Raw genomic sequence first — 11,066 nt, 5'->3', positions numbered from 1 at the left:
GACAATTGTTCGGCAGCGCGCGGGCCGGCCCGCGCAGGCCGTAGTTTGTCATAAACCACATCCATCATGCTGATTTTGCACCAAATTACTGCTAATAAGCAACAAAATCTATGGCCGGGGAAGACGACTATCGGTCGCTGCCTGCACCCGTGCCTGCATCCGCTTGCCGGCGCAGGCGCCACAGCTGCCACGCCGGCAGCAGCCGGTTCAGGAAGCCCATGCCGCAGGCGCGCCGCCAGCGCGCCAGGCGCACGACGCGCAGGGCGCGGCCGGCCCCGAGCTTGTCCGGCCTGGCCGCGAAGATGATGCGGTTGTTGCCGGCGATGCCATCGAAGCTGCAGACGGCGCCGCGGAAGGTCAGCATCAGGCGCTCCAGCATGGCCGGATACTGGCGGTCATAGCTGAACAGGTTGGCCACCAGCACGCCGCCGGGCAGCAGGGCACGCAGGCAGTCCGCATAAAAGCGCGCGCTGCCCAGGGCCGGCGGCAAGCCCGTCTCGTCGTAGCCGTCGAGCAGCAGCACGTCGGCGCAGCCCGGATGCTGGCGGATGTAGCTGACGGCGTCCGTCTCGATGATGCGCAGGCGCGCGTCGTCGGGCGGCAGCATGAACTGCTCGCGCAGGGCGATCACGTCGGCGCGCAGTTCCAGCACGGTGATGCGCGCGTGCGGCAGGTGGCGGTGGCAGAACTTCAGCAGCGAACCGCCGCCCAGGCCCACCATCAGGATATGCCGCGGGCGCGGCACGAACAGGGTAAAGCACATCATGGCGCGCGCATAGCGCAGCAGCAGGTGGTCGGGGCGCGACAGCAGCATTTCGCTCTGGATCATGCCGGGCTCGAATTCCAGGCGGCGCCGGTCGCCGCAGGTATGCACTTGCGGGGCGCGCAGCGTGGTGAATTTGCTTTCCGACATAGGACGACTTCGCTGAGTAAACTTGGGCTCGATGTTTTGTTGCATTCAGAGAAATCTGATAAGCTCCCATGAGCATACCCGATTAATCCGCACACAGCGTCCGCGTGCAGCGGCGGCGGGCTGGCCTCCCGCTTTTTTTCGCGCGCGGGATGGCAGGCAGCGCAAGGCAGCATACGGCGCGCAGCGGCAGGGCCGCGCGGTCGGGCACCATGGAGACAAGCATGTTTTTGGATCACCCCATCATTACGGCGACGAACAGTTTTACGGAGCCGGACCGCATCGAGCGGCTGACGCGCGTGTATGGCTACGCGGCGGCGCTGGCCGACCAGGCCGACAATTTCGTCTTTATCGAAAAAGTGGCGCAGATCCACGATCACAAGGGCACCCTCATCGTCTTCTGGCATGAGGCGCCCAGCGACGCGGAAAAGCAGTACTTCGTGCAGGCCTGGGCCAGCAAGGTCGGCGACGGCAGCACCAATGTCGAACACGAAATCTGACCTGATGCGCCGCGTCGCCGCGGCGCCTGCCTAGCCCATGGAAATCAAGACCCTGGTACTGGCCCTGGCACTCGGCAACCTGAGCCTGTGCGCGGCCCTGTTCTTCTTCGAGTACGAGCGCAAGAAGTCGCTCAGCATGTCCACCTGGGCGGTGGCCAAGCAGTGCCAGGCCGTGGCCTGGTGCCTGCTGTACTTCCGCGGCGTGCTGCCCGATTTCCTCTCCATCTTGCTGGGCAACAGCCTGCTGTTCGCCGGCATGGCGCTCGACGCGGGCGCCCTGTGGCAGGCGGCCGGGCGCAGCGGCTGGCGCCGCTACGTGCTGCCCGCGCTGGGCGTGTCGGTCGCGCTGTTTGCCGCCTGCTACCTGTTCGACGTGGCGCCGCTGCTGCGCAGCGCCGGCGGCTCGCTGATCGTCGCCGGCTTCTTCCTGGCCGGCGTGGCCGCCCTGTGCCTGAAATGGCGCGAAGCGAGCATGCTGCGCCGCTTCCTCGTCGTCAGCATGGGCATCCTGTCGCTGCTGATCGCCGCGCGCGGCGTGCTGGCGGCGGCCGTGCCCGATTTTGACGCGGAACTGATGCAGCTGGCCGGCTTCGGCGCGCTGTACCTGATGATGCTGACGAATGCCTTCGGCTACCTGCTGCTGTCGCGTGAAAAGCTGGGCGGCGAGCTGGCGCGGCTGGAAGTGCTGGACACGGCCACGGGCGTGCCGAACCGGCGCGGCTTTTACCAGGCGCTGGCGCCGTGGATGGCGCTGGCGCGCCGGCCCGGCTTGCCGACGGCGCTGGTGGTGCTCAATATCGACCATTTCAAGCGCGTCAACGACAGCTACGGCCATCCGGTGGGCGACGCCGTGCTGAAAGCCATCGTCGACACGTGCCGCCAGCAGTTGCGCGACAGCGACCTGATGGGTCGCCTGGGCGGCGCCGAATTCGCCATCCAGCTGCCGCGCACCAGCCTGGCCGATGCGCTGATGGTGGCCGAGCGCATCCGCGCCGCCGTCGAGGCGCTGCCCGTGAAGACGGAGCGCGCCGTGCTGCAGCTGACGGCCAGCCTGGGCGTGACCACCATCCGCGCCGAGGACAGCACCGTCAGCCTGTTCCAGCGCGCCGACGAAGCGCTGCAGGCGGCCAAGCGGAGCGGCCGCAACAGGGTCGTCGAGGCGCAGGGCGCCAGCACGCTGGACGCGTAGGCCCGCCTTACTTCTTGTGCGAGCCCAGCCAGCTGGGGTCCTTGCCGCATTCCTTGCTCAGGAACAGGGCGTCGAGGCCGGGATCGCAGCGCCGGTCAGGCGCCTTCATCGGCTCCACGTTTAGCCACTCGCTCCTGGGCAGTATCTTTTCTTCGCGTGGCGACACCGGTGGCGCGGGCGGCAGGCTGTCGAGGTCCACCCGCTTTGGCAGGGCGGCGGGCGCGGGCGGCGTGGCCCAGTCCGCATCAACGTCAAGGCGCGCCGGCGGCGTGCCCGTGCTGGCGTCCGCGCGTGGCGCCTGTGTGCTTGCCTGGGCGGCGGCGCAGAGCAAGCCGCCTGCGAAGACGAACAACGCCGCGCGCGCGGCTGTGCTGCGTACTGAAATCATGGTCTCTCCTTAAGCTATGCCGGGAAGGCGTCCCCCTAGTATGACGGCATGAAGAAGTAAAAAGACAAGAAAATTGAAACTGCATGTTACCAAAGGGACTATAGTTACTGGTAGCGAGCAGGTGCGCCGCAGCAAGATGGCCAAGGGGCGGGGCGCCAGCATGCAAGACGTGTGCATTCCCTAACTTTCATTTAAGCTAAGCAAGTTATGCTGTGGGGCGCACGCTTGCTTGCCTTTGCCGTCCGCGCCGCAGTTCCCCTTTTTTACTCTTGTCAGGCCCATAATGAAAATTCTTAAATCCCTGCCTGTATGGCCCCTTGCCGCGCCGATTGCCGGCTGGCTGTTCCTGTTCGGCTCCACGTTCAACTTTGGCGGCGCCTACCAGATTCTGCTGGTCGCCGGCCTGATCGGCAGCGTGCTGGCCGCCGTGTACCACGCGGAAGTGGTGGCGCACCGCATCGGCGAACCGTATGGCACGCTGGTGCTGGCGCTGGCCGTGACCCTGATCGAGGTGGCGCTGATCGTCTCGCTGATGCTGGCCGGCGGGCCGGAAACGACGGGCCTGGCGCGCGACACGGTGTTTGCCGCCATCATGATCATCCTGAACGGCATCGTCGGCATCTGCCTGCTGCTGGGCGCCGGACGCCACAAGGAGCAGACCTTCGGCCTGCTGGGCGTGAGCGCCTCGCTGGCCACGCTGGCGGCCATCGCCATTCTGACGCTGGTGCTGCCGAACTACACGTCGAGCGCCGCCGGCCCGTATTACAACTCCAGCCAGCTGATCTTCATCGCCGTGATCTCGCTGGTCCTGTACGGCACCTTCGTGCTGGTGCAGACGGTGCGCCACCGCGATTACTTCCTGCCCAAGGAAGCCGTGGGCGACGAGGAGGTGCACGCCGCGCCGCCGACGCCGGCCGTGGCCTGGATCAGCGCCGGCGCGCTGCTGGTGTGCCTGGGCGCCGTGGTGCTGCTGGCCAAGTCGCTGGCGCCGGCGCTGGAAACGGCGATTGCGGCCATGGGCGCGCCGAAAACCCTGGTCGGCATCGTCATCGCCGCCATCGTGCTGCTGCCCGAAGGCCTGGCCGCCGTGCGCGCCGCGCGCGCGAACCGCCTGCAAACGAGCTTGAACCTGGCGCTCGGCTCCGCGCTGGCCAGCATCGGCCTGACGATTCCCGCCGTTGTCGTCGTGTCGCTGGCCACGGGCCTGACGATCACGCTGGGACTCGATATCAAATCGACAGTGCTGCTGCTGCTGTCGCTGATGGTGGCCACGCTGTCGCTGGGCACGGGCCGCACCACGGTCATGCAGGGCACGGTGCACCTGGTGATTTTCGCGGTTTACCTGTTCACGACCATCGTACCGTAGAACACCTGTCAAAACCTACTGCGCGTCGGAATTTGTGGTCTGCGATGCTCACTGTACCTTCTTCGTACAGTTGCGCTTCTTAACCACAACTTCCTTCTGCTGGCTACGGTTTTGTCAGGCGTTCTTAAACGTTACTACTACGCGACTTCCTGTCACAATCCTGTCATGCCGCTGTCATACGATGGGGTAGTGTGGTAGGATTTTTAAATCGTTTAAATGATTTATATAGTTTAGCAACTGAGTTTGCCAACTTTTTCGCGGTTGGTGCAGCAATGACAAGACAAGAGGCCAGTATGTATGCAGCGGTGGACCTGGGGTCCAACAGTTTTCGTTTACACGTCGGCAAGCATGATGGCGACACGATACGCGTGGTCAAGAGCGTGCGCGATCCGATACGCCTGGCCGCGGGTCTGGACGCCAATGGCGACCTGACCGAGGCGGCCATGCAGGCGGCGCTGGCCTGCCTGCAGCGTTTCCGCGCCATCCTGGCCGGTTTTGAGCTGGAAGCCGTGCGCGTGGTGGCCACGTCGGCCATGCGCGTGGCACGCAATGGCGCCGTCTTCCTGCCGCTGGCCGAACAAGCCATCGGTTACCCGATCGAAATCATCTCGGGCGAGGAAGAGGGGCGATTGATCTACATGGGCGTGGCCAATTCGCTGGCCGTCCCCGGCGAGCGCCGGCTGGTGATGGATATCGGCGGCGGCTCCACCGAATTGATACTCGGGCGCGGCCACGATATCGAGCGCGTGGAGTCGTTCAGCCTGGGCACGGTCAAGCAAAGCCTGTCGTTCTTCATCGGCGGGCGCATCGACGCGCCGTCGTTCGAGGCGGCGATCCTGTCGGCGCGCAGCCATTTCGAGGATGCCGCGCCGCCATACCGCCCGCAGCACTGGACGACGGCCTACGGTTCGTCCGGCACCATCCGCACGATCGCCGATATTATCGCCCGCAACAAGCTGGGCGATGGCTTGCTCACGGGCGCCAGCCTCGATGCGCTGGCGCGCCGCTTCATCGAACTCGGTCACACGAGCCGGATCGACATGCCCGGCCTGCGGCCCGACCGCGCCAGCACCATCGTCGGCGGCCTGGCCATCCTGATCGGCCTGTTCCGCGAACTCGATATTCCCGCCATGACGCCGATCGAGGCAGGCTTGCGCATGGGCGTGATGTGGGACTTGTACCTGCGCTCCACCAAGCGCGACCGGCGCGAGCAGTCGGTGCAGGGCTGCATGGACAAATTCCATATCGACCAGCAGCGCGCCGGCAAGGTGGCGCAGCAGGCGCTGGCCATGTATGCGCAGCTCAAGCCCACATCCGAAGCCCTGGTGAAATGCCTGCGCTGGAGCAGCCTGCTGCACGAGGTGGGCCTGGCCGTGTCGCAGACGGGCTATCACAAGCACGCGGCGTATATCGTTGAAAATGCGGATTTGCCCGGCTTTACGACGCGCGAGCAGAAGACCATGAGCCGTCTGATCCTGGCGCAGAAGGGCAATTTGCGCAAGATCGGCGAAGTGCTGTCCGATCCCGATTTCGCCAAGGCCGTGCTGGCGCTGCGTCTGTCGATCCTGCTCATGCATGCGCGTATCGAGGCCGATTTCAGCGAACTGCGCCTGCGCATGAAGAGCCGCATCGAACTCGACATCAAGCGCGGCTGGGTGGCACACCATCCCACCGTCTCGTTCTGGATCGAGAAGGAGCAGGAGTTCTGGGACGAAGTCGGGGTCGATTTCACGATACGCGCAAGCGCGTGAGGAGGGGATAATATTGGCGCAACTTGATGTGCAGCAAGCAAGGTTTTGAAAAACAGTATATATTGTTTATATTATTTATTAGATTGGAAAACCCATGACCAAACCCGTTCCAGCCAAAAAAGCCGACAGCGCGCCCGTCTCGATGTTCCCCACCAGCGCCTCGATCAACGCCGCAGCCGCCAAGGCAGCACCGGCGGCCAAGCCTGCCGCGAAACCGGCAGCCAAGCCGGTGGTCAAAGCCGCCGCGAAGCCGGCTGCCAAGCCAGCGGCAGCGAAACCGGCGGCGGTCAAGCCTGTTGCCGCCAAACCTGTCGTGGCCAAGGCGCCAGCGGCCAAGGCCGTTGTTGCCAAGCCTGTCGCCAAGGCTGCAGCCAAACCGGCCGCCAAGCCGGCCGCCAAGGTCCAGGTGAAAGCCGTAGCCAAGCCAGCTGCCAAGGCTGTCGCGAAGCCGCTGGCCAAAGCCGCCGCCAAGCCGGCCGCCAAGCCAGCGGCCAGGGCCGTCGCCAAGCCGGCAGCGAAAGCCGCCGCCAAGCCTGCCGCCGTGAAAAAAGCGCCGGCCGCCAAGGTCGCAGCCGTCAAGGAAAAGGCCCGCAAGCCGAAGCTGGTGCGCGACAGCTTCACCATGCCGGAAGCGGAATATGAAGTCCTGGGCCAGGTCAAGAAAGCCTGCCTGAAGGCCGGTTTCGAGATCAAGAAAAGCGAATTGCTGCGCATCGGCGTGGCGCTGATCAGCCAGATCGACCTGGCGACCCTGCAAAACGTGCTGGCCGGCTTGCCACAGCTGAAAACGGGCCGCCCGAAGAAGGATTGATGGCGGCGGGCGGGAGGCCGGGCGGCTTCCCATGCCGCTTGCGCCATTCTGGTTTACCATGGGGCCTGTGATAGTTCCCCCATGGTTGCCATGTCAGAAGATACAGAGATCGAACGCGCCGGCTTCGTCGAGCGCGCCATCGTCCGCCACCGCGGCGGCGAATCCACTGCCGCCATCGACCACGTCGCCGAGGAAATTCCCGTCGCGCTGGTCTTCAACGGCATTTCCCACGTCGTCATGATGGCCACCCCGCGCGACCTGGAAGCGTTTGCGTATGGCTTCGCGCTGACGGAAGGCGTGGTCGCCTCCGCCGACGCCATCTTCGACTGCGAAGTGTTCCTGCGTCCTGACTCGGCCGAGGTGGCGCTGACCATCGCCCAGGAGGATTTCGTGCGCCTGAAGGACCGCCGCCGCGCGCTGACGGGCCGCAGCGGCTGCGGCGTGTGCGGCATCGACAGCATCGAGATGCTCGACTTGCAGCCGCAAGCGCTGCCGCCGGCCCTGATCCACGTCGACCTGCCCGCCGCGCTGGCGCGCGCGTCGGCCGGCCTGCGCGAGCACCAGGCGCTGATGCTGGCCACGGGCGGCGTGCATGCGGCCGCCTGGTGCGCGCCCGACGGCGCCATCGTGCACGTGTTCGAGGATATCGGCCGCCACAATGGCCTGGACAAGCTGATCGGCCATCTCGCGCTGCACGATGTCGACCTGCGGCGTGGCTTCGTCTTCCTGTCCAGCCGCGGCAGTTACGAGCTGGCGCGCAAGGCGGCGCGCATGCAGATTCCGCTGCTGGCGACGATCTCCGCTCCCAGCTCGCTGGCCATTTCCATCGCCACCCAGGCCGGCATGAAGCTGGTGGGCTTCTGCCGCCAGGATGCGTACGTCGACTACACGCCCGGTATCAGCATTTAGGCGGCACTGCGCTGCAGCAGCACGGGCACGGACTTCGACGTCGGCGTGCCGGCGCCGTCGGCCGTGCTGGCCAGCGGCACCAGCGCGTTCGTCTCCGGATAATAGGCACCCAGGCAGCCGCGCGGGATGTCATAGGCGACCAGCCGGAAGCCGTCGGCGCGGCGCGCCACGCCGTCATCCCAGGCGCCGAGCAGGTCCACCAGGTCGCCATCGGCAAAGCCCAGCATGGCGATATCGTCCGGATTCGCGAAGACCACCCGGCGCGTGCCGTACACGCCCCGGTAGCGGTCGTCCATGCCGTAGATGGTGGTGTTGTACTGGTCGTGCGAGCGCGTGCTCATCAGGACCATCAGGCGCTCGCCATGGCGCTTGCGGGCGCGGTGCAGCGGCGTGTCGAGGTCCAGCGGCGCGACGAGGAAGCTGGCCTTGCCGCTGGCCGTCTTCCACACGCGCTGGCGCGACGCCACCGTCAAATGAAAGCCGCCCGGCTGCGCCACCCTGGCGTTGTAGTCGTAAAAGTCATCGAAGACCTTTTCGATGTCGTCGCGGATGCGCGCATAGTCGGCCGCATACGCGCGCCAGTCGACCAGGCCGTTGCCCACCGTCGCTTCGGCCATGCCGGCCACGATGGCCACTTCCGACAGCAGTTGCGGCGCGGCGGGCGCGTTGCGGCCATACGAGATATGCACCATGCTCATCGAGTCTTCCACCGTCACGCCCTGCGCCACGCCGCCCTGCAGGTCGATCTCCGTGCGTCCCAGCGTGGGCAGCAGCAGCGCGGCGCGGCCGATCACCAGGTGGCTGCGATTGAGCTTGGTGGCCACCTGCACCGTCAGCGCGCAGTTGCGCAGGGCGGCGCAGGTGACGGGCGTATCGGGCGAGGCGGCGGCGAAATTGCCGCCCAGGGCGATGAACACCTTGACGTCGCCGCGCTGCATCGCTTCGATGGTGGCCACCACGTCGTGGCCGTGTGCGCGCGGCGGCGCAAAGCCATAGACCTGGCCCAGGCGGTCGAGGAATGCAGCGCTCGGCTTTTCCTCGATGCCCACCGTGCGGTCGCCCTGCACGTTGGAGTGGCCGCGCACGGGACACAGCCCGGCGCCCGGCTTGCCGACCTGGCCGCGCAGCATCATCAGGTTCGACAGCATGCGGATGGCCGCCACGCTGTGCTTGTGCTGCGTCAAGCCCATGCCCCAGGTGGCGATGATGCGCTGGCCGTTGACGAAGATGTCCGTCAGCGCCTCGATCTGCGCGCGCGCCACGCCCGATTCCGCCACGAGCAGTTGCCAGTTCTCTGCGCGTAGGTCGTCGGCAAAGGCGGCAAAGCCGCTGCAGTGCTCCGCGATGAACGCGTGATCGATGATGGCGGGCGCGCCGGCCGCCAGCGCCGCGTCGTCGTGTTCGAGCACGCGCTTGGCGACGGCCTTGATCAGGGCGAAGTCGCCGCCCAGGGTCGGCTGCACGAACAGGCCGGCCAGGCGCGTGCTGCCCAGGGTCGCCATTTCCAGCGCGCTTTGCGGGTCCATGAAGCGTTCGAGCCCGCGCTCGCGCAGGGGATTGATGGAAACGATGCTGCCGCCGCGCCGCGCGCAGCCGCGCAGCTCGGCCAGCATGCGCGGATGGTTGGTGGCGGGGTTCTGGCCGAAAATGAGGATGGTGTCGGCCAGGTCGAAATCGTCCAGGGTCACCGTGCCCTTGCCGATGCCGACGGTGGCCGGCAAGCCGCGGCTGGTCGCCTCGTGGCACATGTTCGAGCAGTCGGGGAAGTTGTTGGTGCCGTACAGGCGCGCCATCAGCTGGTACAGGAAGGCCGCTTCGTTGCTGGCGCGCCCCGACGTGTAGAAGGCGGCCTGGTTCGGGTCGGGCAGGGCGCGCAGGTGGCGGCCCACCAGGGCGAAGGCGTCGTCCCAGGCGATCGGCACATAGCGGTCGCTGGCGGCGTCGTAGACCATCGGCTGCGTCAGGCGGCCGTGCTGCTCGAGCGCATAGTCGGACTGCGCCAGCAGCTGCGTCACGGTATGGCTGGCAAACAGCTCGGGGCCGGCGCGGCGGCTGGTCGCTTCGGCGGCGACGGCCTTGGCGCCGTTTTCGCAAAATGCGAACGTGGAAGCGTAGTTGCGGTCGGGCCAGGCGCAGCCGGGGCAGTCGAAGCCGTCCGGCTGGTTTTGCGCCAGCAGCGCCTTCAGGTTGCCGGGCGCCACGCGTTCCTGGCGCAGGCTGATGGCCACGTGTTTCAGCGCGTCCCAGCCGGCGGCCGGCTTCGTGTAGGGCGTGATGTGGGCGGCTTCCGGGGCCGCTTCCGGGGCGGCGTCTGCGTCTTTCATGGTGTCTTCCTGCTGGGCGAGTGTGGTAATTATGCACGATCTGCCCACGGTTTTGACTTGCGTCATGGAAATGACATTTGGCTGTCATTTTCCTGACATATTAGGCAAGTACGCTGGAGTCGTCTTGATCACAGGGGATGAAACCATGCAAAACATAATCGCATCGGCCGAAGCCAAGGCCCGGCCGGTCCAGCTGGTGCTGAGCCAGGCCAGTACGGCCGAAGAATTGCGCGAAGTGCAGCGTTTGCGCTACAAGGTGTTTATCGAGACCATGGGCCTGACGTCGCTGGCGAACGCCGATGGCCTCGACAGCGATGAATTCGACGCCCATTGCGATCACCTGATCGTGCGCGACGCCGATACCCTGAAGGTGGTGGGCACCTACCGCGTGCTGAGCGCGGCCAAGGCGGCCAAGATCGGCCGCCTGTACTCGGAAAACGAATTCGACCTGAGCCGCCTGAACAACCTGCGCGGGCGCATGGTCGAAGCGGGCCGCGCCTGCATCCACCCGAAATACCGGGGCGGCAGCGTGATCATGCTGCTGTGGTCTGGCCTGGCCGAGTACATGCGCCGCGAACGCTGCGACTACCTGGTCGGCTGCGCCAGCATCAGCCTGGCCGATGGCGGCCACAATGCCGTCGCCGTGTACCAGGCGCTGGCGGAAAAGCACATGGCGCCGGCCGAATACCGCGTCACGCCGCACCTGCCGTTCCCCATCCACCAGGTGGAAGCGGCGCACAAGCCGCAAGTGCCGCCGCTGATCAAGGGCTACCTGCGCTCGGGCGCATGGATTTGCGGCGAACCGGCGTGGGATCCCGATTTCGAAAGCGCCGACATGTTCATGATGATGCCGCTGGCGAATCTCGATGAACGCTATGCGCGCCATTACGGCGTGGTGCCGGCCAACTAGGCGTCGCC

General features: G+C 66.0%; 10 protein-coding genes. 7 read left to right on the top strand and 3 right to left on the bottom strand.

The window, feature by feature from the left end; translation table 11 throughout:
* Positions 1-127 precede the first annotated feature (127 nt).
* The gene (locus tag O0880_RS22270) at positions 128-913 is read right to left on the bottom strand and encodes a transferase spermidine synthase (protein WP_071324234.1); all 786 of its coding nucleotides are present in this window, start codon (positions 911-913) and stop codon (positions 128-130) included.
* Between the two features lie 221 nt (positions 914-1,134).
* On the opposite strand from O0880_RS22270, the gene O0880_RS22265 reads away from it, so the two are divergent.
* Both O0880_RS22265 and O0880_RS22260 read left to right on the top strand, forming a co-directional pair.
* On the top strand, positions 1,135-1,410 hold the full coding sequence (locus tag O0880_RS22265) for a hypothetical protein (RefSeq protein WP_071324233.1): 276 nt from the start codon (positions 1,135-1,137) through the stop codon (positions 1,408-1,410).
* A 37-nt stretch (positions 1,411-1,447) separates the two neighbouring features.
* Positions 1,448-2,599: a GGDEF domain-containing protein gene (locus tag O0880_RS22260; protein ID WP_289888826.1), complete on the top strand. Its 1,152-nt coding sequence runs from the start codon at positions 1,448-1,450 to the stop codon at positions 2,597-2,599.
* 7 nt (positions 2,600-2,606) lie between these two features.
* Here O0880_RS22260 and O0880_RS22255 read toward each other — a convergent pair whose 3' ends face one another.
* The gene (locus O0880_RS22255) at positions 2,607-2,987 is read right to left on the bottom strand and encodes a hypothetical protein (RefSeq protein WP_289888825.1); all 381 of its coding nucleotides are present in this window, start codon (positions 2,985-2,987) and stop codon (positions 2,607-2,609) included.
* A gap of 283 nt (positions 2,988-3,270) precedes the next feature.
* Here O0880_RS22255 and O0880_RS22250 point away from each other — a divergent pair, with 283 nt between their 5' ends.
* The 4 genes from O0880_RS22250 to fdhD all read left to right on the top strand — a co-directional run bounded on the left by O0880_RS22250 (position 3,271) and on the right by fdhD (position 7,824).
* Positions 3,271-4,353 carry an ionic transporter y4hA gene (locus O0880_RS22250; RefSeq protein ID WP_071324230.1) on the top strand — a complete coding sequence of 361 codons (1,083 nt, stop codon included), beginning with the start codon at positions 3,271-3,273 and terminating at the stop codon, positions 4,351-4,353.
* 293 nt (positions 4,354-4,646) lie between these two features.
* On the top strand, positions 4,647-6,104 hold the full coding sequence (locus O0880_RS22245) for a Ppx/GppA phosphatase family protein (protein ID WP_071324229.1): 1,458 nt from the start codon (positions 4,647-4,649) through the stop codon (positions 6,102-6,104).
* 94 nt (positions 6,105-6,198) lie between these two features.
* Positions 6,199-6,915, top strand: a complete 717-nt coding sequence (locus O0880_RS22240; RefSeq protein ID WP_289888822.1) for a hypothetical protein — start codon at positions 6,199-6,201, stop codon at positions 6,913-6,915.
* Positions 6,916-7,005: 90 nt separating this feature from the next.
* Positions 7,006-7,824 carry a formate dehydrogenase accessory sulfurtransferase FdhD gene (fdhD, locus tag O0880_RS22235; RefSeq protein WP_289888821.1) on the top strand — a complete coding sequence of 273 codons (819 nt, stop codon included), beginning with the start codon at positions 7,006-7,008 and terminating at the stop codon, positions 7,822-7,824.
* Here fdhD and O0880_RS22230 read toward each other — a convergent pair.
* Positions 7,821-10,148 (bottom strand): FdhF/YdeP family oxidoreductase, encoded by a 2,328-nt coding sequence (locus tag O0880_RS22230; protein ID WP_289888820.1) that lies wholly within the window; start codon positions 10,146-10,148, stop codon positions 7,821-7,823. The two genes, fdhD and O0880_RS22230, sit on opposite strands and share 4 nt — an antisense overlap.
* 145 nt (positions 10,149-10,293) lie before the next feature.
* Between O0880_RS22230 and O0880_RS22225 the strand changes: the two genes are divergently transcribed.
* The gene (locus O0880_RS22225; protein ID WP_071324226.1) at positions 10,294-11,058 is read left to right on the top strand and encodes a GNAT family N-acyltransferase; all 765 of its coding nucleotides are present in this window, start codon (positions 10,294-10,296) and stop codon (positions 11,056-11,058) included.
* The last annotated feature ends 8 nt before the right edge of the window (positions 11,059-11,066 follow it).

The sequence above is a fragment of the Janthinobacterium sp. SUN118 genome (genome assembly GCF_030397695.1).
Classification (GTDB): domain Bacteria; phylum Pseudomonadota; class Gammaproteobacteria; order Burkholderiales; family Burkholderiaceae_D; genus Janthinobacterium.
This window is presented reverse-complemented; position numbering and strand designations above follow the sequence as displayed.

Bases quoted from the DNA above. Each gene is read 5' to 3' on its own strand.
- O0880_RS22265 (WP_071324233.1), top strand. From the start codon at position 1,135: ATGTTTTTGGATCACCCCATCATTACGGCGACGAACAGTTTTACGGAG.
- O0880_RS22240 (WP_289888822.1), top strand. From the start codon at position 6,199: ATGACCAAACCCGTTCCAGCCAAAAAAGCCGACAGCGCGCCCGTCTCG.
- fdhD (WP_289888821.1), top strand. From the start codon at position 7,006: ATGTCAGAAGATACAGAGATCGAACGCGCCGGCTTCGTCGAGCGCGCC.
- O0880_RS22230 (WP_289888820.1), bottom strand. From the start codon at position 10,148: ATGAAAGACGCAGACGCCGCCCCGGAAGCGGCCCCGGAAGCCGCCCAC.
- O0880_RS22270 (WP_071324234.1), bottom strand. From the start codon at position 913: ATGTCGGAAAGCAAATTCACCACGCTGCGCGCCCCGCAAGTGCATACC.
- O0880_RS22225 (WP_071324226.1), top strand. From the start codon at position 10,294: ATGCAAAACATAATCGCATCGGCCGAAGCCAAGGCCCGGCCGGTCCAG.
- O0880_RS22260 (WP_289888826.1), top strand. From the start codon at position 1,448: ATGGAAATCAAGACCCTGGTACTGGCCCTGGCACTCGGCAACCTGAGC.
- O0880_RS22245 (WP_071324229.1), top strand. From the start codon at position 4,647: ATGTATGCAGCGGTGGACCTGGGGTCCAACAGTTTTCGTTTACACGTC.
- O0880_RS22255 (WP_289888825.1), bottom strand. From the start codon at position 2,987: ATGATTTCAGTACGCAGCACAGCCGCGCGCGCGGCGTTGTTCGTCTTC.
- O0880_RS22250 (WP_071324230.1), top strand. From the start codon at position 3,271: ATGAAAATTCTTAAATCCCTGCCTGTATGGCCCCTTGCCGCGCCGATT.